General features: G+C 66.7%; 18 protein-coding genes, 1 tRNA gene and 1 riboswitch. Of the genes, 14 read left to right on the forward strand and 5 right to left on the reverse strand.

Features of this window, described 5'->3' with window-relative positions; all coding sequences use genetic code 11:
* Window positions 1-604 precede the first annotated feature (604 nt).
* The 3 genes from BST13_RS00005 (at window position 605) to metE (ending at window position 4,580) form a co-directional block, all read left to right on the forward strand.
* A complete protein-coding gene (locus BST13_RS00005; RefSeq protein ID WP_245839218.1) occupies window positions 605-1,126 on the forward strand; it encodes a hypothetical protein in 522 nt (173 codons plus the stop codon).
* A 95-nt stretch (window positions 1,127-1,221) separates the two neighbouring features.
* The gene (locus tag BST13_RS00010) at window positions 1,222-1,896 is read left to right on the forward strand and encodes a sensor domain-containing protein (protein WP_083159373.1); all 675 of its coding nucleotides are present in this window, start codon (window positions 1,222-1,224) and stop codon (window positions 1,894-1,896) included.
* Window positions 1,897-1,979: 83 nt separating this feature from the next.
* Window positions 1,980-2,178: riboswitch (cobalamin riboswitch) on the forward strand.
* Between the two features lie 128 nt (window positions 2,179-2,306).
* Window positions 2,307-4,580: a 5-methyltetrahydropteroyltriglutamate--homocysteine S-methyltransferase gene (metE, locus tag BST13_RS00015; RefSeq protein ID WP_083159375.1), complete on the forward strand. Its 2,274-nt coding sequence runs from the start codon at window positions 2,307-2,309 to the stop codon at window positions 4,578-4,580.
* A 75-nt stretch (window positions 4,581-4,655) separates the two neighbouring features.
* On the opposite strand, the gene BST13_RS00020 is transcribed toward metE, so the two are convergent.
* Complete coding sequence (locus BST13_RS00020; RefSeq protein WP_211295983.1) at window positions 4,656-6,068, reverse strand: short-chain fatty acyl-CoA regulator family protein; 1,413 nt, start codon at window positions 6,066-6,068, stop codon at window positions 4,656-4,658.
* A 110-nt stretch (window positions 6,069-6,178) separates the two neighbouring features.
* Between BST13_RS00020 and prpD the strand changes: the two genes are divergently transcribed.
* From prpD to BST13_RS00045, 5 genes are all read left to right on the forward strand, one after another.
* The gene (gene prpD, locus BST13_RS00025) at window positions 6,179-7,684 is read left to right on the forward strand and encodes a 2-methylcitrate dehydratase PrpD (RefSeq protein ID WP_083160014.1); all 1,506 of its coding nucleotides are present in this window, start codon (window positions 6,179-6,181) and stop codon (window positions 7,682-7,684) included.
* Entirely contained in the window at window positions 7,681-8,598 is a 918-nt protein-coding gene (prpB, locus tag BST13_RS00030; RefSeq protein ID WP_083159379.1) for a methylisocitrate lyase, read from the forward strand. Before prpD ends, prpB begins: the two co-directional genes overlap by 4 nt.
* Window positions 8,595-9,719, forward strand: a complete 1,125-nt coding sequence (locus BST13_RS00035) for a bifunctional 2-methylcitrate synthase/citrate synthase (RefSeq protein WP_083159381.1) — start codon at window positions 8,595-8,597, stop codon at window positions 9,717-9,719. The genes prpB and BST13_RS00035 overlap by 4 nt, the downstream gene beginning before the upstream one ends.
* A 56-nt stretch (window positions 9,720-9,775) precedes the next feature.
* Window positions 9,776-11,389: an FAD-dependent monooxygenase gene (locus BST13_RS00040; protein WP_083159383.1), complete on the forward strand. Its 1,614-nt coding sequence runs from the start codon at window positions 9,776-9,778 to the stop codon at window positions 11,387-11,389.
* A gap of 73 nt (window positions 11,390-11,462) precedes the next feature.
* Complete coding sequence (locus BST13_RS00045; RefSeq protein WP_083159384.1) at window positions 11,463-12,107, forward strand: dihydrofolate reductase family protein; 645 nt, start codon at window positions 11,463-11,465, stop codon at window positions 12,105-12,107.
* Window positions 12,108-12,121: 14 nt separating this feature from the next.
* Here the strand turns inward: BST13_RS00045 and BST13_RS00050 are convergent, their stop codons facing one another.
* The 4 genes from BST13_RS00050 to BST13_RS00065 all read right to left on the reverse strand — a co-directional run bounded on the left by BST13_RS00050 (window position 12,122) and on the right by BST13_RS00065 (window position 14,293).
* A complete protein-coding gene (locus BST13_RS00050) occupies window positions 12,122-12,418 on the reverse strand; it encodes a hypothetical protein (RefSeq protein WP_083159386.1) in 297 nt (98 codons plus the stop codon).
* Between the two features lie 34 nt (window positions 12,419-12,452).
* Window positions 12,453-13,352, reverse strand: coding sequence for a hypothetical protein (locus tag BST13_RS00055; protein WP_083159388.1), 900 nt, complete (start codon window positions 13,350-13,352; stop codon window positions 12,453-12,455).
* Window positions 13,353-13,394: 42 nt separating this feature from the next.
* The gene (locus tag BST13_RS00060) at window positions 13,395-13,883 is read right to left on the reverse strand and encodes a universal stress protein (protein ID WP_083160016.1); all 489 of its coding nucleotides are present in this window, start codon (window positions 13,881-13,883) and stop codon (window positions 13,395-13,397) included.
* Window positions 13,884-14,220: 337 nt separating this feature from the next.
* Window positions 14,221-14,293, reverse strand: a tRNA-Arg gene (locus BST13_RS00065).
* 135 nt (window positions 14,294-14,428) lie between these two features.
* Between BST13_RS00065 and BST13_RS00070 the strand changes: the two genes are divergently transcribed.
* The 6 genes from BST13_RS00070 to ettA all read left to right on the forward strand — a co-directional run bounded on the left by BST13_RS00070 (window position 14,429) and on the right by ettA (window position 24,332).
* Complete coding sequence (locus tag BST13_RS00070) at window positions 14,429-15,913, forward strand: wax ester/triacylglycerol synthase family O-acyltransferase (RefSeq protein ID WP_083159390.1); 1,485 nt, start codon at window positions 14,429-14,431, stop codon at window positions 15,911-15,913.
* Window positions 15,910-17,502, forward strand: a complete 1,593-nt coding sequence (locus BST13_RS00075) for an HAD-IB family hydrolase/lysophospholipid acyltransferase family protein (protein WP_083159391.1) — start codon at window positions 15,910-15,912, stop codon at window positions 17,500-17,502. The genes BST13_RS00070 and BST13_RS00075 overlap by 4 nt, the downstream gene beginning before the upstream one ends.
* Window positions 17,499-19,844: a glycerol-3-phosphate 1-O-acyltransferase gene (locus BST13_RS00080; protein ID WP_083159392.1), complete on the forward strand. Its 2,346-nt coding sequence runs from the start codon at window positions 17,499-17,501 to the stop codon at window positions 19,842-19,844. The genes BST13_RS00075 and BST13_RS00080 overlap by 4 nt, the downstream gene beginning before the upstream one ends.
* A gap of 40 nt (window positions 19,845-19,884) precedes the next feature.
* Window positions 19,885-21,906: a bifunctional copper resistance protein CopD/cytochrome c oxidase assembly protein gene (locus BST13_RS00085; protein WP_083159393.1), complete on the forward strand. Its 2,022-nt coding sequence runs from the start codon at window positions 19,885-19,887 to the stop codon at window positions 21,904-21,906.
* A 150-nt stretch (window positions 21,907-22,056) separates the two neighbouring features.
* The gene (locus BST13_RS00090; RefSeq protein WP_083159394.1) at window positions 22,057-22,551 is read left to right on the forward strand and encodes a single-stranded DNA-binding protein; all 495 of its coding nucleotides are present in this window, start codon (window positions 22,057-22,059) and stop codon (window positions 22,549-22,551) included.
* 107 nt (window positions 22,552-22,658) lie between these two features.
* Complete coding sequence (gene ettA, locus BST13_RS00095; protein ID WP_083159395.1) at window positions 22,659-24,332, forward strand: energy-dependent translational throttle protein EttA; 1,674 nt, start codon at window positions 22,659-22,661, stop codon at window positions 24,330-24,332.
* Window positions 24,333-24,459: the final 127 nt, after the last annotated feature.

The raw sequence follows: 24,459 nt of genomic DNA on the forward strand, positions 1-24,459 counted from the left end.
GGGTCCGGTGGTGGTGGGGGCGGGTCGGCCGACGCGAGGGGCGTCACCGCTACCGGGGCCAACATGCACACAGCAGCCAGGGTGGCGAAACGATTCAACATGCGGGTTTATGCGCCTCTCGTGGTTGAAATCCGGGGAACGACATAGTGCTTCGGATCCCGGTACTGCCGGGGATCTGTCGCGTCGAATCATGGACGGGTCGAGTTTCCAAACGGTGAACGAGCGGCCAACAATTCGGGCCGCGTTCCCATCTAGTGGGCATTCCGCAACCCCCCTTCCGCTTGCCGTGCATTGCATATATAAGGACAGCGCAGTTAGAAGGAAGGTCTACCGGCGGCCGTCGTCGTTCAACAGCCATGGCACGTGATGGATGGCATCTCGATTTGATCGGTTAGTCGACTGTTCACCTTCTGGACATGTAAACCACCCACCGTGAGGAAGTCTCGGGGGTAAAGCGGACGTGTCGATGACGCGCGGACGCCGAAGGTGGGCGCCTTGCGCCGAAATTGTCAACGGACTGACGGAGGAAGCTTTGAGGTCGTCTCAGGTGTACGAGCGACGGTTTGCGACGCTGCTCATTGCATTCGGCATTGGGTTGGCAGGCATGCCCGCTGCAGTCGCGGACCCTGGAGATGCGTCGGGCGCCCCGGGGCCGGCGACTCCCGCCGTTCCCGAGTTGCCTCCGGTTACCGGGGGTGTACCGGCGGCAGGTCCGGTGTCCATGCCGGTCTCCACAACGGATGACCCGGGCGCGCCCGCGGTTGCGGCCTGTTCGCAGTTCGCCAACGCTCTGGACTCCGCGTCGACGTATTACGGCGACTTCGCGGATTCGATCGAAGGCCTGGAGCGCCCCGACTACGGGGATCCGACCATCAGCACCACCAACACCAGCGGTCGGACCGCGCTGCGCGAAGCCGCCGCGACCGCGATGAATGCCGCTGGGACACCGGGACTTTCGCCGGACATCGCGAACCCGATGCGGTCGTGGTCCTTCGGAGCGACGAAGCTTCTGCTGAAAATGGGACTGCGCACCGGTGGTCAATCGCTGAACGACACTGCTACGCAACTCAACAACGACGCCACCAACGCGCAGATGGCCTGCGCTGCTGCGGGCACACACGCCTGACGGCGTTCATCCGACACCCGATTCACCGCCGGTATCCGCGGCGTTCGACATAAACTCACCCAGCGCGCTCACGCGCGCCTTCTGTAAGGACAACCGTGATCCGGCTTGCGATTTCGTTGCTCATGCTTGTGCTGCTGGCAACTGCTTGTGCCGGCAACGGCGACAAGTCTGCGGGGCCGCCGAAGGACGTGCCCGCATCTGCGCTCGAGGGCCTGCTGCTCAGCACCGACCAGGTCAACACGCTGATGGGAACCGAAGGGATGGTGGCGCACCCGCCGGCCACCGAAATGGGTGACCATCGCAACCTGCTGCCCAATCTGAACTGCTTGGGTGCATGGCAGGTCGACGAGTCGGCGATCTACGGCACCAAGTGGACCGCCATGCGGCAGGTGCTGCTGCGTGCACCCGACACCGACAACTGGAACAACCTGGTGGTGCAGTCGGTGGTCATCTTCCCGTCGGCGCAGGACGCCACCGACTTCCTCAATCAGTCGGCGGACCGCTGGTCGAAATGCACCAACCACCATGTGAACATCACGCTCAACGGTCAGCCCCTACCCAAGTGGACGAGCGGCGATCTCACCAAGACCGACTCCGAACTCACCATGCCGTTCACCCGCGTCAACGGCGACCAGACCCGGGCCTGTCAGCGCGCACTTGCCGTCGCGGCCAATCTGGTCATGGACGTTCAGGCCTGCAAGCCGGACGGCTCGTCGGTGACGCAGGCCGCCGACATCGTCGACAAGATCAAGGCCGCGATGCCTCGGTGAGCGGTGGCTCGCGACAAGGCAACGGGTAGTCTGAATCACGCAGCTGGTTTGTCGGCACAGGTCCAGGCCCGTACCGACATCGAACGCCGCACGCTCAGACAGGTGCGACGTGAGAGGGAACCCGGTGGGAATCCGGGACTGTCCCGCAGCGGTATGCAGGAACGACCGCCGTCATCAGCACTGGCCCGCAGGTAGCTGCGGCTGGGAAGCGACGGCCACTAGGTGCACGAGATCTCGTGCGAGCCTGCGAGTCCGAAGACCTGCCAGCCGTACCGGGCGCGCCGCGCCCGGTGGTTCATCGCCTCGCGGAATGGGCAGTGGCCGAATGCGGTTCACTCGTGGCGGGTGACCGTGCTCGGCTCGATGCCTCCTGGCGGTGACCATCCCGTCGCACGCCCAAGGACGTCGTCATGAGCACAACTGCAACACCCTTCACCGCCACCATTCTCGGGTCACCCCGCATCGGCCCGAACCGCGAACTCAAACGCGCGGTCGAAAGATACTGGGCGGGCCGCATCGACCGCGCAGAACTCGAGACCGTCGCCGCCACGCTGCGCCGCGACACCTGGGCATCGCTCGTCGCGGCGGGGCTGGACTCCGTTCCGGTCAACACCTTCTCCCACTACGACCAGATGCTCGACACTGCCGTGCTCGTGGGTGCGTTGCCGCCCCGGGTGGCCGGCGTGGCCGACGATCTGGACCGCTACTTCGCGGCCGCGCGGGGCAACGACGAGATCGCGCCGCTGGAGATGACGAAGTGGTTCGACACCAATTACCACTACATCGTCCCCGAGATCGGGCCAGACACCACCTTCGCGCTGAACCCGGCCAAGGTGCTCGGCGAGCTGGAAGAGGCTGCTGCTCAGGGTGTTCCGGCGCGGCCGGTGATCGTCGGGCCGATCACGTTCTTGGCGCTGTCGAAGGCCGTGAACGGTGGCACCGCCCCCATCGGCCGGCTCGACGAGCTCGTCGAGGTGTACGCCGAGCTGCTGGAGTTGCTCGCAGACAAAGGCGTCACCTGGGTGCAGCTCGACGAGCCCATCCTGGTCACCGACATCCTGGACAACGCAGCCGAGCTGACCGAGCGCACCTATGCCCGGCTCGGTGCGCTGACCAACCGGCCGTCGTTGTTCGTCGCCACGTACTTCGGTGAGCTCACCGATGCTCTCCCGGCGTTGGCTCGCACCCCGATCGAGGCGATCGGGGTCGACCTGGTCGCCGGAGATGTGGCACCTGTCGCCGCCGTACCGGAACTCGCTGGCAAGCTGCTGGTGGCCGGGGTGGTCGACGGCCGCAACGTCTGGCGCACCGACCTCGACGCTGCGCTCGGTAAGCTGGCCGGCGTACTGGAAAACGCTGGCGCAGTGGCAGTCTCGACATCGTGCTCGACGCTGCATGTGCCGTATACCCTCGACGCCGAGGGCGACATCGACGCGGCACTGCGCAGCTGGCTGGCATTCGGGGCCGAGAAGGTCCGTGAGGTGACCGCCCTGGCGCACGGGCTGACAAACGGACGTGAGGCCATCACCGAAGAGATCGCGGCGTCCGACGCCGCAATCGCGTCGCGCAAGGCCGATCCGCGGCTCAACAACGGCCAGGTCCGCGAGCGGATCTCGGCGATCGTCGCGTCGGGCGCCACGCGTGGTCACGCCGACGGGCGCCGGGCGGTACAGCAGGACCGGTTGAAACTGCCTGCCCTGCCCACCACCACAATCGGCTCCTACCCACAGACCTCGGCCATCCGGGTGGCACGCGCCGACCTGCGGTCGGGCAAGATCGACGCTGCGGAATACGAGCGCCGGATGAAGGCCGAGATCGCTGACGTGATCAACTTGCAGGAGCAGCTGGGCCTGGACGTCCTCGTGCACGGCGAGCCCGAACGCAACGACATGGTGCAGTATTTCGCCGAGCAACTCGACGGGTTCTTCTCCACCCACAACGGCTGGGTGCAGTCCTACGGCAGCCGGTGCGTGCGCCCGCCGATCCTGTACGGCGATGTGGCCCGGCCCAATCCGATGACGGTCGAGTGGATCACCTACGCCCAGTCGCTGACCGACAAGCCGGTCAAGGGCATGCTCACCGGCCCGGTGACCATACTGGCCTGGTCCTTCGTCCGTGACGATCAGCCGCTGGCCGATACCGCGGCTCAAGTGGCGCTGGCGATTCGAGACGAGACGGTTGATCTGGAGTCCGCGGGCATCGCGATCATCCAAGTCGACGAGCCGGCGCTGCGGGAGCTTCTGCCGTTGCGGTCCAAGGACAAAGAGGCTTACCTGAGGTGGGCGGTCGATGCGTTTCGGCTGGCGACCTCAGGTGTCGCCGACTCGACCCAGATACACACGCACCTATGCTATTCGGAGTTCGGTGAGGTGATCGGCGCGATCGCCGACCTGGACGCCGATGTGACCTCCATCGAAGCAGCGCGTTCGCGTATGGAGGTGCTCGGTGATCTCAACGATGTCGGATTCGCGAACAGTGTCGGTCCGGGCGTCTACGACATCCACTCACCGCGTGTGCCCAGGGTCGACGAGATCGCGACATCACTGCGGGAGGCACTGAAGTCCGTTCCGGCCGAACGCCTCTGGGTGAATCCGGACTGCGGCCTCAAGACCCGCACCACGCCGGAGGTGACGGCTTCGCTGCAGCACATGGTCGCTGCTGCCGCTGCGGTGCGCGAGGGCTGACCCGGGCCTGCCATCCGTCGTGTCGCCGGTGAACACGTTCGTCGGCGGCACGACGGCCGGACTGCCGCGTCCCCCCTAGACGGTGCCCGAATACGGCAGATTGCTGCTGGTCTGTGGGTCTATCTGAACGGGCCGACCCACGTACGGGAAGGCGCGTTGCGGGCAGGCCGGGCGGTCGCAGATCCGGCAACCGGCACCGATCGGCACGGTGGCCTCGGGATCGTCGAGATCCACTCCGACCGAGTACACCAGCTTGTGGGCATGCGCCAGATCGCAACCCAGCCCGATCGCAAAACTCTTGGGAGTGCCGAGGTAGCGGCTCGGGGTCGAGGTCGAGGTCTTGGCGATCCAGAAGTAGCTGCGGCCGTCGGGCATCTGGGCCACCTGCGTCAGGAATTGCCCGGGCCGGGAAAAGGCGTGATGCACCACCCACAGCGGGCAGTTCCCGCCCACGCGGGAAAAGTGGAATGCCGTGGCCGACTGTCGTTTGGAAATGTTCCCGGCGCTGTCGGTACGGACGAAGATGAACGGGACGCCGCGCGCGTCGGGCCGCTGCAACGTCGACAGGCGATGACACACGGTTTCGAAGCCGACCTCGAATCGCCGCGCGAGTTGGTCGATGTCGTAACGCAGTTCCTCGGCGGCCGAGAGCACCATCCGGTACGGCAGGAGCAGCGCTCCGGCGAAATAGTTCGCCAGCCCGATCCGTGCCACATCCTTTGACTCTGAACTCAACTGGTCATCGGTGGCGAGGATGGCATCGATCAGATCTGAGTGGGACAGCAACGCGATCTGCGTTGCCAACTGGAATGCCCGCTGACCGGGCAGCAGCCATCGCGCGACATGAAGGGTGCGGGAATCGTTGTGGTACCGGCGTTTTACGTTGGCGCCCAGGCTCCCGCCGTCGTCGACCACCACCGTGATGCCGAACTTGACGGACAGCAACTCGGCCAGCTGGCTGTCCAGACCGCCGATGTGCAAGCGATGCGTGGCGAACAACTCTTCGGCCGCGCGGTCGAGCGCGTCGATGTGATTGCGGCGGTCGTAGAAGAAGTCGCGCACCTCTTCGAAGGGCATGGGCTGCTGGGCGCCGGTCTGGATGTCCAGGCTCGTCCGGTCGTGCATTGCCTCCAGTTCGGCGGTGGCATCGTGCAGGCGCCGATGCAGACTCACCATGGTTTGGGCGGCGTCGGGCATCCGGGCGACGAGCTCTTCGATCTGTGCGGCCGTCGCGTCGACGAGGATTTCGCGGAGGTCGGAAACCAGGCGCGCGTCGGCGTCGGGTGCGAAGTAGTGCGTCGGCAGGTCGAATCGTTCGGAGAGCGCTAGCAACACGGGCACGGTGAGCGGACGCTGGTCGTTCTCCAGCTGGTTCACGTAGCTGGTGGACAGGCCGAGCGTGCGTGCCAGCGCGACCTGCGTGAGGCCTTGTTCGTCTCGGAGCCGTCTGAGTCGGGCGCCCGCGAATGTCTTCGCCACCGCGCTCAGGTTACCGCGACAGCGTTACGCAACATTCGCAAACTTCGTCTGCCAAGGACACAAAATTACGCATTTACAGGGACTTTTGGGTGTTCCAGGATCTGCGTACCGTGCGGATCATGCTTGTTCACGACGTCCGCACCCGGCGCAGTGCCGAGGACTTTCCCCGTAACGAACACCTCGCCTGGAAGATCGCCGAGGTTGCCGCCGATCCGGTTGACGTGCCGCCCGAGACCGAGGCGATGGTGATCAACCGCATCATCGACAACGCCGCGGTATCGGCTGCGTCGGTGATCCGCAGGCCCGTCACGGTTGCCCGGGCCCAGGCGCTGGCCCACAAAACCCGCCACGGTGCTGCAGTGTTCGGCGTCGACGGCACCGTGTCGGCGGAATGGGCGGCCTGGGCCAACGGAGTGGCCGTGCGTGAGTTGGATTTCCACGACACCTTCCTGGCTGCCGAGTATTCGCATCCCGGTGACAACATCCCCGCACTGGTGGCCGTTGCTCAGCAGCTCGGCGTGCGCGGAGCGGATCTGATCCGCGGCATCGCGACGGCCTACGAGGTGCAGGTCGACCTGGTGAAGGGAATCTGTCTGCACGAGCACAAGATCGACCACGTCGCCCATCTCGGACCGTCGGTTGCCGCGGGTCTCGGCACCATGCTGCGGCTTGACCCGGAGACCATCTACGCGGCCGTCGGCCAGGCCTTGCACCTGACCACCGCCACCCGCCAATCCCGTAAGGGCCTGATCTCCAGCTGGAAGGCCTACGCGCCGGCCTGGGCAGGCAAGGTCGCCATCGAAGCGGTCGATCGCGCGATGCGCGGCGAGGGCTCGCCTGCCCCCATCTGGGAGGGCGAGGACGGCGTGATCGCCTGGCTGCTGTCGGGCCCTGAGCACATCTACCGGGTCCCGCTGCCCGGTTCCGGCGAGCCCAAGCGGGCCATCCTGGACACCTACACGAAAGAGCATTCCGCGGAGTATCAGAGCCAGGCACCGATCGACCTGGCCCGCCGGATGCGTGAGCGCATAGGCGATCTCGACCAGGTCGCGAGCATCACGCTGCACACGAGCCACCACACCCACGTGGTGATCGGTACGGGATCGGGCGATCCGCAGAAGTTCGATCCCGACGCCTCCCGTGAGACCCTGGATCACTCGGTGATGTACATCTTCGCGGTCGCACTGCAGGACGGAACCTGGCATCACGAGCGGTCCTACGCCCCCGAGCGGGCCCACCGCCCCGACACCATCGAATTGTGGCGCAAGATCAGCACTGTCGAGGATCCGGAGTGGACCCGCCGCTACCACTCCACCGATCCCGCCGAGAAGGCGTTCGGGGCACGGGCCGTGGTGACGCTGAAGAACGGTGAGACGATCGTCGACGAACTCGCCGTCGCCGACGCGCATCCGCTCGGAGCACGGCCCTTCGAACGCGAGCAGTACGTGGCCAAGTTCGCCGAGCTGGCCGATGGTGTGGTGGAACCTGAAGAACAGCAACGGTTCCTGTCGATCGTCGATGGCATCGCCGACATCAAGCCGGGCGGCCTGGGCGCGCTCAACGTGCGCGTCGATGCGCGAGTGTTGGAGAAGGCGCCGACGGTGCCCTCGGGGATTTTCCAATGAGCGGCCTGCTCGCATCGGCGAGTTCGGCAGCCGAGAAACGGGCGCGCTTTCGCGCCGCCCTGGAATCCGGGAAACTGCAACGCTTTCCAGGTGCCTTCTCGCCGCTGGTCGCCAAGCTGATCGCCGAGATCGGCTTCGAGGGCGTGTACGTCTCGGGCGCGGTGCTCTCGGCCGATCTGGGGTTGCCCGACATCGGCCTGACCACGTTGACCGAAGTCGGCTCTCGCGGTGCGCAGATCGCGTCGGCGACGGATCTGCCCACGCTGATCGACGCCGACACCGGTTTCGGTGAACCGATGAGTGCGGCACGCACCGTCGCACAACTCGAAGACAGTGGCCTGGCCGGACTGCATCTGGAGGACCAGGTCAACCCGAAGCGGTGCGGGCACCTCGACGGCAAGGCCGTGGTCGAGACCGCGGAGATGGTCAAGCGGCTGCGGGCCGCGGTGGCGGCCCGGCGTGACTCGAACTTCGTGATCTGTGCGCGCACCGATGCCGCGGGAATCGAGGGGATGTCCGCGGCCATCGACCGGGCCAAGGCCTACTCAGATGCCGGTGCCGATCTGATCTTCACCGAAGCACTCGGCACGCCCGCCGAATTCGAGCAATTCCGCGCCGCGGTCGACACCCCGCTGCTGGCCAACATGACCGAGTTCGGCAAGTCCGATCTGCTGACCGCGCGCCAACTGGCCGACATCGGCTACAACGTGGTCATCTACCCGGTCAGCACCTTGCGGCTGGCGATGTACGCCGTCGAGGCAGGCCTACGCGAAATCGACTCCGCGGGTATCCAATCCGGCCTGCTCGGGCAGATGCAGCACCGCAGCAGGCTCTACGAGCTGCTGCGCTACGCCGAGTACACCCAATTCGACTCCGACGTCTTCAACTTCTCGCTGCAAGGGATAACGCGATGACCGTCACAGAGAGCAAACCCAAGATCTACAAGGGACTGGCGGGAGTGGTGGTCGACACCACCGCGATCTCCAAAGTGGTGCCCGAGACCAACACCTTGACCTATCGCGGGTACCCCGTGCAGGATCTGGCCGCGCAGTGCAGTTTCGAAGAGGTGGCTTATCTGCTGTGGCACGGTGAACTGCCAGGAGACCAGGAGTTGGCGCTCTTCCAGCAGCGCGAGCGGGCATCCCGGCGGTTGAACCGGTCGCTGCTGTCGCTGCTGGACAAGCTCCCGGACAACTGCCACCCGATGGACGTGGTGCGGACCGCCATCAGCTACCTCGGCGCCGAGGACCCCGACGAGGACGACGGCAGTGCCGAAGCGAACTACGCCAAGTCGCTGCGGATGTTCGCGGCGTTGCCGACCATCGTGGCGGCGGACATGCGTCGGCGGCGCGGCCTCGAGCCCATCGGCCCGCAGTCACATCTCGGTTACTCGGAGAACTTCCTGCGCATGTGCTTCGGGGACGTGCCGGATCCCGTGGTCGTCAAGGCGTTCGAGCAGTCGATGGTCCTCTACGCCGAGCACAGTTTCAACGCGTCGACGTTCGCCGCGCGCGTGGTCACCTCGACACAGTCCGACATCTACAGCGCGGTGACCGCGGCGATCGGGGCGCTCAAGGGTTCCCTGCACGGTGGGGCCAACGAGGCGGTCATGCACGACATGATGGAGATCGGCTCTGCCGATCGCGCAGCGGAATGGCTGCACGCCAAGCTGTCTCGCAAAGAGAAGGTGATGGGCTTCGGGCATCGGGTGTACCGCAACGGCGACTCCCGGGTACCGACCATGAAGGCGGCGCTGCAGCAGGTCGCCGCAGTCCGTGACGGGCAGCGGTGGCTCGACATCTACGAAACGCTGGAGCAGGCCATGCGTTCCGCCACCGGGATCCAACCCAATCTGGACTTCCCGACCGGCCCGGCGTATCACCTGATGGGCTTCGACGTTCCCAGCTTCACACCGATCTTCGTGATGAGCCGGATCACCGGATGGACGGCCCACATCATCGAGCAAGCCGGCTCCAACGCCCTGATCCGGCCGCTGAGCGAGTACAGCGGTCGGCCGCAGCGCGCGCTGGGGTGAATACCGAAATCCGGTAACCGCCGATACCGTGGCGACGGGGGTCGCATAATCTCGGCGTGACCGACACGGATGTACTCATCGCGGGAGCAGGGCCGATCGGCGTGACCGCTGCGATCGAACTCGCCCGCAACTGTATCGAATGTCGCATCGTCGACCCGCTGCCGGCACCGCCGCAGTATGCGAAAGCCGTTGGGATCCAGCCCCGTACGCTGGAACTGTTCGAGCGGATGGGTGTGCTGCGGCAGATCCTCGACGCCGCCGTCCAACTGCGTGGTCAACTCGTCTACGTCAACGGTGAGCAGGCCGGGCGGCTGGACCTGGCTCTGCCCGACGATGTGCCGTTCCAATTCATCGGGCTACCGCAGTACGCCACCGAACGCGTTCTCGGCGAGGAGTTGACTGCCCGCGGCGTCGCGGTCCAACGGGGCTGGCGGCTGACCGGATTCGCGCAGGACCCCGACGGCGTCACCGCGACACTGACGGACGCCACCGGGAACCGGCAGACCGTGCGGGCACAGTATCTCGTCGGCGCGGACGGTGCACATTCCTTGGTACGCAAGGAACTCGGCCTGACGTTCGAGGGCGCGGCGTTCGAGGAACAGTACATGCTCGGCGATGTCGAAGTCGACTGGTCGTTGCCACCTGGGTACACCGTGCGAGCCATGCGCCAGACGGCCGGGCAGACCGATGACCTGCTGGTCTGCATTCCGCTGCCCGGCCGCAACCGTTACCGCATGTCGATGCTGGTGCCCGACGAACTCGCCGTGGCACCCAACGGCGATGTGCAGCACGGGTTTCAGGGTCGGCGTGCGCCGGAGTTGGCCCACATCCAGGCGGTGTTGGACCGGCTCGCGCCGGAGCCCACCACCGCGAGGAATCTGCGATGGTCATCGGTGTTCCGGATCACCCACCGCATCGTCGACGCCTACGGTCGTGGCCGGGTGTTCGTGGCAGGCGATGCGGCGCACATCCATCCGCCGACCGGGGCGCAGGGCATGAACACTGGGATCCAAGATGCCCAGAACCTGGCGTGGAAGATCGCGCTGGCAGTGTCAGGCGTTGCGGCTGAGGGATTGCTGCACAGCTATGACACCGAACGCCGCCCGGTGGGGGAGGAGGTGGTGGGCCGCACCGTCCGCCACGCCCGCCAGGGCATCGGGGCGGGTGCCACCGATCCCGAGCAGGTCATGCGGCGCGAGGCGCAATTGCTCATCGACTACGGCGGCAGTCCGATCGTCAGTACCGGCGACGACGCTTCGACGCCGCGACCCGGCACCCGGGCTCCCGATGCCGGCGGTCTGACGCGGGACGCGGTTGTACCGCCCCAACGGCTGTTCACGTTGCTGGCCGGGCCCCGGCACACCCTGCTCTGTTATGTCGGGCCGCGCTGCGACGACGACGTGATCGCGGCGCTCGAGCAGGTGGTCGCCGACGCAGTAGAGGCCTGCTACGGACTCCTCGACGCGTACCTGATCGCCCACCCCGACGCGGCTTCGCACCCCACGACCCTGCCGCTGATCTGCGACAGCGCAGGGGATTTCGCGCGGGCCTACGCAGCAGCGGACCCGACGATGTGCGTTGTCCGACCGGACGGCTACGTGGGTTACGTGTCGCGCGGACGGATCGACGGCCCTGCCCTGGTCGCCCACCTCAAGCTCACCTTTCGGTGAGCGGCCCGCGATGAGTTCTCCGGCCATCGCGGGTCACACTGACATCGACTACTGACCGATCGGGAGTGAACGCGTGGTGCAACTGCTCAAAGTCCAGAACTTCAACGTCTCCAGCGACGGTTTCGGCGCCGGTGAGAATCAGAGCCGCGAGCGCCCGTTCGGCCATGCCGACCCCGCAACCATGTTCTCCTGGGCCGGCGCCACGGCCAGTTGGCCCAATCGCACGGACCCGGGAGGCAGTCGCGGTCTGGACGACTACATGACCCGCGACTTCGCCAACAATATCGGCGCAGAAATCATGGGCCGCAACAAGTTCAGCCCGTACCGCGGACCGTGGGAGAACCATGACTGGCAGGGCTGGTGGGGCGAGCAGCCGCCGTTTCACACCCCGGTTTTCGTCATGACCCACTACGAGCGCCCGTCATTCACCCTCTCCGACACCACGTTCCACTTCGTCAACGCCGACCCGGCCACCGTGCTGGACCAGGCACGTGAGGCTGCGCAGGGCAAGGATGTCCGGCTCGGTGGCGGTGCGACCACCATCCGACAGTTCCTCGACGCCGACCTTGTCGATACCCTGCACGTGGCGGTGTCGCCGATCGAGTTGGGTGCCGGATCCCGCCTGTGGCACTCAGCGGACGAATTGGACGACCGGTTCCACCACGACATTGTGCCGAGCCCCAGCGGCGTCACCCACCACTTGTTCTGGCGCAGATGACGTGACGTTGCTGACTAATCGATGGTGATGACGTAGGTGCCGTCGTCGTCGCGGGTGACCTCCGCGTCGTTGGTGTCCACCCAGAGGCTGGGGTTACCCGGCTCACCCAGATAGGCGTTCTGCACCGTGCCGCCGGGCTGCATGTACACGGCCCACTGCTGTCCGGAACCCAACGCGGAGAGCGTCACGACCGCGGTGCCGTCAGCCCGGCGGATTTCCAGGGTGTGGGCGTTGAAGTCCTCTTCGGACAGCTTCGCCTCATCCTCGTCGAGGTCGTACTCGTCGTCAGGGTCCAGTCCATTGGCATGCACGGGTGGGCACGCTACCTGGTTGTGGACATCGGCTCTACGCGTCGTCCACCAGTTCCGAGTCGACGTCGACCTCCGAGGCGATGACGGTGTCGGCCGGGGCGGAACGTTCCCACACCACCGCGCCCACACACGCCGTCAACACCCACCCGATGCCGCTGACGCCGCACCACGTCATCAAAGCCATCGCCACGCCGATCGGGCCGAAGCCCTCCCACCCGCGCAGTAACGGAGGGAAGGCGACCCGGGCGGCGAGCGGGAGAGCGATGCCGTTGATGAGCACTCCGCCGAGTCCGGTGAGGGCGAGGTATCGCATTCCTCGAGCGCCGTCGCGGACGAGCAGAACCGGTGTGAGCGACCAGAAGATCCACACCGGCACCAGCGCGATGATGAACAGCAGCGGTCGGAACGAGCCGGGGTGGTCGTGGTCGAGCGCGATCAGCCCGCGCACGGCGAGCATGGTCAGGTACAGCACGAACCAGAGGACGCCGCGCAGCAGCCGTTGGCCCAGCCCGAACTGTTCGCGGCGCCAGGCCTTGGCGAAGATGCTGGCGATGGTGATGGACATCGGGATGCCCCAGACCAGGAACCCAGCGACCCCGACGAACGTCCAACTCGACCGGAATGCCGAGGAATCGCCGAATGCGGCGCGCACCCGGTCGGTCAGCGGGCTCACCAGGCCCACCTCGCGGCTGAAAACAACGCCCGGGCTGGCGTTTTCGGCGAACCCGGCGAAATAGTCGAATCCGATGATCATCAATGGGATGACGGTCGTGAACAGCTGGACCGACACGAGTGTGCCCAGCGTCCCGCCGTCGATCTCACGGTAGCGGGAGGCGACCGCCGCCGTGAGGCCCGCCTTGCGGAGTTCGGCCAACTGCCGGTAGCGCTGCGCGAGCCGCTGACGGACGTCTTCTCGTTTCGGGGGTGTGCTCATGTCAGAGCGAGATTCTCGCGCACGGGCACCCGTGCGAAGCGCCTAGTCCGCGGTATGGACGATGAGAATGTCTACCTTGGCTCGACGGGCGACGTTGGCCGGCACCGAGCCCAGCAGACGCCCGGCCACCGAGTCGAGGCCGACGTCCCCGACGACCACCAGATCGGCCTTTGTCTGTTCGGCCAGTTTCACCAGTGCGTCGACCGGGGCGCCTTCGAGTGCCCGCTCGTCGATGTCGTGTACCCCGACCGCCTTCGCCCGGTCGCGGGCCTCCTGGAGGATCTCGTAGATGTGGGCTGCCCCGTGCATCTTGTAGCCATCGCCGCGGAGGCTGTCGGCGGCGCGGGGGTCTTCGACATGGTCGTGGGACGGCGGCCGTGACCAGCCGCCCCTCTCGACATGGGGCTGGTATGCGCTCGCGACGATCAACTTCGCGTTGTCCTGTGCGGCGATCATGGCGGCGCGGTCGACCGCCCGCATTGACGAGTCCGAGCCGTCGGTCCCGACAACTACCGTCCGATAGGTGCTCATGGCCGTCTCCAAGCTGCCGGTTTGTGAGGACAACCAGGACATTAACGCGTGTCAGCCCCGTTCACATCAGTCTTGCGGCAAGGGAAAATGTGGTGTCGGACCGTCGGGCCTGCCCGCCGTGGCCGCCGGAGCTCGGCACCCGTCGAAAGTATCTGGGCGAACGATCTTTTCGACGTGGGCAAGCCGAAGCCGCGTACCGGTGACCGGTACGGGTGCAGCAGCTGAATTCTCGATGCTGCGAAGGGTGCGCCCACGGTGTGGACCTGCCCCAGCCGTGGGTTGGCGGCAACGCCGTTAGCGCATCTTCGCAGCTGGCTTCAGCTGCGAAGACAGATTGCGCCCCCGGCAGGGATCGAACCTGCGACCAACCGCTTAGAAGGCGGCTGCTCTATCCGCTGAGCTACGGAGGCAACGCGGCTGAAGTGTATCTTCCCTGCCCGGGTGAACCGCCAATCGTGACACCCGGCAAAGCTGTCCCGCAGTCATGGGCGGCGGACTAGCGTGGACGCTGCACTTGGCAGCCGGGGAGGAAGAGGGATCGCGTTATGAGTGACGTGCCGGAATTGGACGCGGCCGGATTGCCCGAGGAACTGAGTGCCGTCGACCAGCTCTTGCACCGCGGCGAGGCCAATCCGCGCACCCGCTCCGGCATCATGGGCGTCGAGATCCTCGACACCACCCCGGACTGGGCGCGGTTCCGCACCCGTTTCGAGAACGCGTCGCGCAAGGTGCTGCGCTTGCGTCAGAAGGTGGTGATGCCGTCGCTGCCGACGGCCGCACCGCGCTGGGTGGTGGATCCCGATTTCAACCTCGACTATCACGTGCGGCGGCTACGGGTACCTGCCCCGGGCACGCTGCGGGATCTGTTCGACGTCGCCGAGGTGGCGATGCAGTCGCCGCTGGACATCTCCCGGCCGTTGTGGAGTGCGACGCTCGTGGAAGGCCTCGAGGGTGGCCGCGCCGCGACCATCCTGCATCTGAGCCATGCCGTCACCGACGGCGTCGGCAGCATCGAGATGTTCGCCAGCATCTACGAGCTGGAACGCGACCCGGAACCCAGTCCGACTCCGCCGCTGCCGATCCCGCAGGATCTATCGCCCAACGACCTGATGCGCCAAGGGCTCAACCGGCTTCCTGGCGCCATCGCCGGCAGCGTGCTCGGGGCGTTGGGCGCCGGGGTGCGCGCCGCCACGCGGGTGGTCCGCGACCCGGTCTCGGCAGTCAGCGGTGTGGTCGATTACGCCATGTCGGGCGCTCGAGTGATGGGCCCGGCGGCCGACCCGTCACCGCTGCTGCGGCGGCGCAGCCTGTCGTCGCGGACCGAGGCGATCGACATCAAATTCAGTGACCTGCACCGGGCGTCCAAGGCGGTGGGCGGCTCGATCAACGACGCGTACCTGGCCGGGCTGTGCGGAGCGCTTCGGCTCTATCACGACGCGATGGGCATCCCGATCCAGAACCTGCCGATGGCGGTGCCGGTGAACCTGCGCTCGGAGGATGATCCGGCCGGCGGCAACCGCTTCGCGGGCGTGAACATCGCCGCGCCCGTCGGCATCGTCGATCCGGAGCACCGCATGAAAGCGGTGCGCGCCCAGATGACCAGCAAGCGTGAAGAGCGTGCCATCGACATGGTCGGAGCGATCGCCCCGGTGCTGAGCTTCCTGCCGGACAACTTCCTCGAATCGGTGGCGGGCAACGTGGTGCACTCCGACGTGCAGGCCAGCAATGTGGCGATGTACCCGGGCGACACGTTCATCGCAGGCGCGAAGATCCTGCGGCACTACGGCATTGGGCCGCTGCCCGGCGTCGCGATCATGGCCGTGCTGATCTCGCGGGGCGGCTACGTGACTGTCACGACGCGTTACGACCGCGCGTCGATCACCAACGAGCCACTGTTCGCGCAATGCCTGCTCGACGGCTTCAACGAGGTGCTCGCGCTCGGGGGAGACGGTCGCGCCGCCCCGGCCACGTTCACTGCCGAGGCGTCTGCTCCGGCCGAAACCGCATCGAATGGGAGCACAGCACAGTGACGTCACCAGGGCGGTCAGAAAAGTTGAAGCAGCGGCTGCCGGGCTCGTTGGCCGAAATCGAGGCGAGCCCAGAAGGTCCCGAGATCGGTGCGTTCTTCGATCTGGACGGCACCCTGGTGGCAGGGTTCACCGGGGTGCTGATGACCCAGGACCGGTTGCGGCGCGGGCAGATGAGTGTGGGTGAGTTCATCGGGATGGTCCAGGCGGGCCTGAACCATCAGCTCGGACGGTCCGAATTCGAGGATCTGATCGGCAAGGGCGCCCGCATGTTGCGCGGGAATTCGATGAGCGATCTCGACGAGCTGGGGGAGCGGTTGTTCGTCCAGCACGTGCGGGACCGGATCTACCCCGAGATGCGGGCCATGGTGCGGGCCCACATGGACCGCGGCCACACCGTGGTCCTCAGCTCGTCGGCCCTGACGGTCCAGGTGGAACCGGTCGCACGATTCCTCGGCATCGACAACGTGCTGTGCAACAAGTTCCAAACCGACGACGACGGCCTCATCACCGGCGAGGTACAGACACCGGTCATCTGGGGGCCGGGCAAAGCCCATGCGGTGCAGAAGTTCTCGGCGGAGAACGACGTCGACCTGGCGAAGAGCTACTTCTACGCCGACGGTGACGAGGACGTCGCCCTGATGTACCTGGTGGGCAATCCACGGCCGACCAACCCCGCGGGCAAACTGGCCGCCGTCGCCGCCAAACGCGGATGGCCGATCCTGCGGTTCAGCAGCCGCAGCGGAAGCAGCCCGGTCTCGCAGTTGCGCACCGCGGCCGGCTTCGCCTCGATGATGCCGCTGGCCGCAGGCGCTGTCAGCTGGGGCCTGCTCAACCGCAGCAAGCGCAGCGGCGTCAACCTCTTCACATCGCTGATGGGCCGGGTCCTGTTGGGCGTCACCGGCGTCAACCTCAACGTGCTGGGCAAGGAGAACCTGACGGCCAAGCGGCCGGCGGTCTTCATCTTCAACCACCGCAACCAGGCCGACCCGGTGATCGCCGGAACATTGGTCAGTGACAACTTCACCGGCGTCGGCAAGAAGGAACTCGCCAACGACCCGTTGGTCGGCACGCTCGGCAAGGTGATGGACACCGCGTTCATCGACCGCGATGACCCGGAGAAGGCGGTCGAGAGCCTGCACAAGATCGAAGAGCTTGCCCGCAAAGGTCTTTCGGTGCTCATCGCCCCCGAGGGCACTCGGCTCGACACCACCGAGGTGGGGCCGTTCAAGAAGGGGCCGTTCCGGATCGCCATGGCCGCCGGCATCCCGATCGTCCCGATCGTCATCCGCAACGCGGAAGTGATCGCGGCCCGCGACTCCAGTACCTTCAATCCCGGGACGGTCGACGTCGCGGTGTATCCACCGATCCCGGTGGACGATTGGACGCTCGAAGAACTGCCGGACCGCATCGCCGAGGTACGGCAGATCTACCTCGACACGCTCAAGGCGTGGCCCGATGACGAGCTGCCGACCTTCCCCATCTACGACCGGCCCCGCTCGCTCAAACCGAAGATCCGTAGCGTGCCCAAGAAAACCGGTGCGGCAGGAACCGATTCGGGCACGGGCCGGGTTGTGAAGGGTCGGCCGTGACGGCGCCCCAGGACTACTTCGCCAGTTTCAGCACCGCCGACGATGCCCTGGTGCTCGCGTCGGTGTCCTCGCCTGCGGAGCTGGAACTGCTCAACGACTGGCTCAGGACGCACCGGCGCGAGCATCCCGATTCCAAGATCGACGTGTTGCAACTGCCCGCGACCGACGAGCCGGCACCCGGCGTGCTGGCCAGCCTGGTCGAGGAGTTGGAGGCCGACGAGGACCGGCTGGTGGTGCCGGTGCGGGTGTTCTGGGTGCCCGCAGGTCTGCCGACCCGGCTCAAGGTGGTCGGGCTGATCTCGGGCCGGGACACCTACCGGCCACCGGAGATCCTGCAGCGGCGGATTCTGCGCAAGGACCCGTCGCGCGCACGGGTGGTGGCCGGCGAGCCGGCCAAGGTCTCCGAGCTGCACCGGCAGTGGAGCGAGCAGACGACAGCCGAAAGTCCAAGGGAGTTCGCACGTTTCGTGCTGCGGCGGGCGGCGCTGGCGATCGAGCGGGTGGAACTGCGGCTGCTGGGCCCGGAGTACAAGTCGCCGCGCTTGATCAAGCCGGAGATGTTGGCCTCGGCGCGATTCCGTGAGGGCCTGGAGAAGATCCCCGGCGCTACAGTGGAAAAGGCCGGCGAGATGCTCGATGAGCTGTCCACCGGGTGGAGCCGGTTCTCGGTCGACCTGATCCCCGCGCTGGGTCGGCTGTTCAGCCGTGGATTCGACCCGCGCATCGACTACGACCGCGACCAGGTCGAGAAGATGCGGCACAACCTCGAGACCCACCCCGCGGTCCTGCTGTTCTCCCACCGGTCCTATCTGGACGGCGGCATCGTGCCACTGGCCATGCAGGAGAACCGGTTACCCCCGGTGCACACCTTCGCAGGCATCAACCTGTCCTTCGGGGTCATGGGCCCGCTGTTGCGCCACTCCGGGGTGATCTTCCTGCGCCGCAAGCTCGACGACCCGCTGTACAAATACGTGCTGCGACAGTACGTCGGCTACATCGTCGAGAAGCGGTTCAATCTCAGCTGGGCCATCGAGGGTACGCGGTCTCGCACCGGAAAGATGTTGCCGCCCAAGCTCGGTCTGCTCGCCTACGTGGCCGACGCCTATCTGGACGGCCGCAGCGACGACATCCTGCTGCAGCCGGTGTCGATCAGCTTCGATCAGCTGCACGAGACCGCCGAGTACGCGGCGTACGCCCGCGGCGGGGAGAAGCGCCCCGAGAGCTTCAGCTGGCTCTACGACTTCATCAAGGCTCAGGGCGAACGCAACTACGGCAAGATCTACGTGCGGTTCCCCGAGGCGGTTTCGATGCGCCAGTACCTCGGCGAGCCACATGGCCCGATGGTCACCGACGAGGCCGCCAAACGGCTGGCCATGCAGAAGATGGCCTTCGAGGTGGCGTGGCGCATCCTGCGGGTCACGCCGGTCAACGCGACCGGGCTGGTGTCCGCGCTGCTGCTCACCACCAAGGGCGTCGCGCTCACGCTCGAGCAGCTGCACCACACCCTGCAGGACTCGCTGGACTACCTCGAGCGCAAGAACACCCCGGTGACCAACAGCGCGTTGCGGCTGCGGACGCTCGAGGGGGTGCGCTCGGCGGTGGACGCGTTGTCCAATGGTCACCCGGTGACGCTGGTCGACGGCGGTCGCGAGCCGGTGTGGCGGATCGCCCCTGAGGACGAACTGGAAGCGGCGTTCTACCGCAACTCGCTCATCCACGCGTTCCTCGAGACGTCGATCGTCGAGCTCGCCCTCGTCCACGCCACGCACGCCGCAGACGACCCGCTGCAGGCGTTCTGGGACCAGGTCATGCGGCTGCGCGATCTGCTCAAGTTCGACTTCTATTTCGCCGATTCGGCGGCGTTCCGGGAGAACATCGCCGAGGAGATGTCCTGGCATGACAACTGGGAAAAGCATGTCTCCGCCGGCGGTGAGGAGATCTTCCAACTGCTGCGCGCCAAGCGACCCCTGATCGCGGGTGCCATGCTGCGGCCGTTCTTCGAAGCCGACGAGATCGTCGCGGACGTACTGCGGGACGCACCCGCCGAGATCTCCGAGAAAGAACTCACCAAGCGGGCGCTGGGACTCGGTGCGCAGCAGGTCGCCCAAGGCCGGATCCAGAGCAACGAGGCGGTGTCGGCCCTGCTGTTCGCGACGGCACGCCAGGTGGCCGCCGACCAGAACCTGCTGACGCCCGCAGCCGACCTCACCGAGCGACGCACAGCGTTCCTGCGCGAGATCCGCAGCATCCTGGCCGACATGACCCACGTCGAACAGATCGCCCGCGACCGCTTCTTCGCCGAGGAGCGGCGTCGTCACCGGGAGCGCGCCGGTTCGGCCTAGCCCGCGAAGAGTGGGCCGGGCCACGCCATACGCTGGGAACATGACTTCTCCCGGCGCGCCGGCCGTATCAGGCGTGCGCACCAGTGCTGTGTGGCCCGTGCTCGTCGGCGTCGGGGCGCTGGCCGGACTCATCGCCGCCGGGATCGGGGCGCTCGCGCTGGCCGACGCGCTCACGGCGACCGGGCTGCCCAACCCCGGCCCCATCACCACCTACGGCCTGCCCTTCGTGCGCGCGGCAGGCGAGATCGCCGCAGTGGTCGCGGTCGGTGCGTTCCTGTTCGCGGCGTTCCTGGTGCCGCCGCAGGCCAACGGCGTGCTCGACGTGTCCGGCTACCGCGCGTTGCGGCTGGGGTCGGCGGCGTCGGCGGTATGGACGGTGTGCGCCGCGTTGCTGGTCCCGCTGACCGTGTCGGACGTGTCGGGGCAGCCGCTGCTCGAGCACCTCGGCCCGACCGATGTGTGGTCGGTGGCCAGCCTGATCGACACGGCCGGGGCGTGGCGGTGGACAGCGATCCTTGCCGCCGCGGTGACGATCGCCAGCCTGCCCGTGCTGCGCTGGGGCTGGACCCCGGTACTGCTGGCCGGATCGATGCTCACGTTGGTGCCGTTGGCGCTGACCGGGCACTCGTCTGCGGGCGGCGCCCACGACCTGGCCACCAACAGCCTGTTGATCCATCTCATGGCCGCCGCGCTGTGGGCCGGCGGGCTGCTGGCACTGCTGGTGCATGCGCTGCGCGGCCAACTCGGCGAGAACACCGCCCTGGCCGCCCGTCGGTTCTCGGCCCTGGCGCTGTGGTGCTATGTCGCGATGGCGCTCAGCGGCGTGATCAACGCACTGGTGCGCATTCAACCGGCTGATCTCCTGCGCACGCCGTACGGCCTGCTGGTCGTCGGCAAGATGGTGGCCCTCGGCCTGCTTGGCGTGCTCGGCTGGGCGCAGCGCCGCACCGGCGTGGCCGCGCTGCAGGCCGACCCGGACGCCCGCCGCCCCCTCATCCGGCTGGCGCTGGGCGAGGCGGCGCTGTTCGGGGCGACGTTCGGGATCGCCGTCGGGCTGGGCCGCACACCGCCACCACCGGAGACCAGGGTCCCCAGCGCCACCGAGGTGGCTATCGGGTACGACTTCTCCGGACCGCCGACAGCGGCCCGCGTGCTGTTCGACTGGCGTTTCGACCTGATCTTCGGAACCGCCGCGATCATCGGCGCGGTCGTGTACCTGCTCGCGGTACGCAGACTGCGCAAGCGAGGAGACGCCTGGCCGGTGGGTCGGACCGCGGCGTGGCTGCTCGGCTGCGCGACGCTGTTGTTCACCACGTCGTCGGGGCTCGGCAGGTACATGCCTGCGATGTTCAGCATGCACATGATCGCGCACATGCTGCTCTCGATGTTGGTGCCGATCCTGCTGGTGCTCGGGGCGCCGGTCACCCTGGCTTTGCGTGCGTTGCCCGCCGCGGGCCGCGGCGCTGCGCCGGGTCCGCGGGAGTGGTTGCTCGCGGCTCTGCATTCCCCGGTGTCGAAGTTCCTCACCCAGCCCGTGGTGGCGACGGTCCTGTTCGTGGCCGGGTTCTACGGCCTGTACTTCGGCGGCATCTTCGACGCGGCGGTCAGCAATCACGCCGCGCACCTGCTGATGAACATGCATTTCCTGGTGTCGGGCTACCTGTTCTACTGGGTGGTGATCGGCGTGGACCCCACCCCGCGGCCCATTCCGCATCTGGCCAAGATGGGGATGGTGTTCGCCTCGCTACCGCTGCACGCGTTCTTCGGGGTGGTGATGATGGGCATGCAGACCGTGCTCGGCGCGACCTTCTACCGGTCCCTACAGCTGCCCTGGCACACCGACTTGATGGGCGATCAGCATCTTGGTGGTGGAATCGCTTGGGCGGCAGGGGAAGTCCCGCTTGTCATCGTGATGCTGGCGCTGCTGATCCAGTGGCGGCGCAGTGATCAGCGCACCGCCAAGCGTCTCGACCGGGCCGCCGACCGCGACGACAACGCCGAGCTGGCTGCGTACAACGCGATGCTCGCCGAGATGGCCCGGCGCAACAAGCCGGCGGACTGACGAGTTATCCCCAACCTGTAGTTCATCCACAGCCTCCCTTTCCGGCCGGTGCTGTGGAGCCGTCCTTGTCGGTGCCGCGGCGGTCAATGGCGGTGCAGGCATCGCGGCTTTCCGGCCCGGCGCCAGATCACCAGCGAAAGGGAATCAGCAATGTTCGAGACACCGTTCACCGTCGTCGGCAACATCGTCACCAATCCGGTCCGGCTCCGGTTCGGAGATCAGGAGCTCTTCAAGTTCCGGGTGGCGAGCAACTCGCGCCGCCGCGGCGCCGGCGGAACTTGGGAACCTGGAAACTCGTTGTACGTGACGGTCAACTGCTGGGGAAACCTGGCCCGCGGGGTCAGCGCGTCGCTCGGCAAGGGTGACGCCGTGGTCGTCGTCGGGCACCTCTACACCAGTGAGTACGAGGACAAAGAAGGTGTGCGGCGGTCGTCGGTGGAGGTCCGCGCCACCGCGGTCGGGCCTGACCTGTCCCGGTGCAGCGCCAAGGTCGAGCAGCTGCCCAGACCGGGCGGCACCGGTACCGCGCCCGACGGGGATCGGCCGGCGGCAACGGACGACGAACGTCCCGACACCGTCGACGACGACGTCGACGAGTCGGATGTATCGGCGCTTGAGCCCGGGGCGCTGCCACTGTCGGCTTGACGTCGCTCGGTCACGCCTAGGATGGGCCGCGAGTGACAGGACTTGTGCTTCCCCCGCGCGGGCCTCGTCAGAAAGATCTGGACAGCTTCAGAAAGGCACATCACGGCATGGCCGAATTCATCTACACGATGCGGAAGGTCCGCAAGGCGCACGGCGACAAGGTCATCCTCGACGACGTCACGCTGAATTTCCTTCCGGGCGCGAAGATCGGCGTCGTCGGTCCCAACGGGGCGGGCAAGTCGAGCGTCTTGCGGATCATGGCCGGGCTCGACCAGGCGAACAACGGTGACGCGATGTTGGCCCCCGGCGCCACGGTCGGCATTCTGATGCAGGAGCCGGAGCTCGACGAAACCAAGACCGTCCGCGAGAACGTCGAAGCCGGCGTGGCGATCAAGGCCAAGCTCAACCGGTACAACGAGGTGGCCGAGCTCATGGCCACCGACTACACCGACGAGCTCATGGAAGAGATGGGCCACCTGCAGGAGGAGCTGGACGCGGCCGACGCCTGGGATATCGACTCCCAGCTCGAGCAGGCCATGGACGCGCTGCGCTGCCCGCCGGCCGACGAGCCCGTGACGCACCTCTCCGGTGGTGAGCGCCGCCGCGTCGCCCTGTGCAAGCTGCTGCTGTCCAAGCCCGACCTGCTGCTGCTCGACGAGCCCACCAACCACCTCGACGCCGAGAGCGTGCTGTGGCTGGAGCAGCACCTGGCGGCTTACAAGGGCGCCATCCTGGCCGTCACCCACGACCGGTACTTCCTGGACAACGTCGCCGAGTGGATCCTCGAACTCGACCGCGGCCGGGCCTACCCGTACGAGGGCAACTACTCCACCTACCTGGAGAAGAAGGCCGAGCGGCTCGAGGTCCAGGGCAAGAAGGACCAGAAGCTGCAGAAGCGGCTCAAGGACGAACTGGCGTGGGTCCGCTCGGGCGCCAAGGCGCGTCAGGCCAAGAACAAGGCCCGTCTCGGCCGGTACGAGGAGATGGTCGCCGAGGCCGAGAAGTCGCGGAAGCTCGACTTCGAGGAGATCCAGATCCCGACGCCGCCACGGCTGGGCAATGTGGTGGTGGAGGTGGAGCACCTCGACAAGGGCTTTGACGGCCGCCAGCTGATCAAGGATCTGTCGTTCACCCTGCCGCGCAACGGCATTGTCGGGGTGATCGGGCCCAACGGCGTCGGCAAGACGACTCTGTTCAAGACCATCGTCGGTCTCGAGCAGCCGGACAGCGGCACGGTCAGGGTCGGTGAGACGGTCAAGCTGTCCTACGTCGACCAGAGCCGCGCGGGCATCGACCCGAAGAAGACGGTGTGGGAGGTCGTCTCCGACAAGCTCGACTACATCGAGGTCGGCCAGAACGAGATTCCGTCGCGGGCGTACGTGTCGGCGTTCGGTTTCAAGGGCCCCGATCAGCAAAAGCCTGCAGGCGTGCTCTCCGGCGGTGAACGCAACCGCCTGAACCTGGCACTGACCCTCAAAGAGGGCGGCAACCTGATCCTGCTCGACGAGCCGACCAACGACCTCGACGTGGAAACGCTGTCGTCGCTGGAGAATGCGCTGGAGAACTTCCCCGGCTGTGCAGTGGTCATCTCGCACGACCGGTGGTTCCTCGACCGCACCTGCACGCACATCCTCGCGTGGGAGGGTGACGACGACAACGACGCCAAGTGGTTCTGGTTCGAGGGCAACTTCGGCGCCTACGAGGAGAACAAGATCGACCGGCTCGGCGCCGAAGCGGCTCGCCCGCACCGGGTCACGCATCGCCGCCTGACCCGTGACTGACCAGTAGGCGGGGATAGTTCGCGAGGATCAAGCGCAGCAAGTCGGGGTACGACTAGTGTCGCTCCTACGCACCAGTGCCGGTGTGTGGGCGTGAGTCAGGAGTATTCGGTATGACGGCATGGCCGCA

Origin of the sequence: Mycobacterium aquaticum (genome assembly GCF_002086485.1) — a bacterium.
Lineage (GTDB): Bacteria > Actinomycetota > Actinomycetes > Mycobacteriales > Mycobacteriaceae > Mycobacterium > Mycobacterium aquaticum.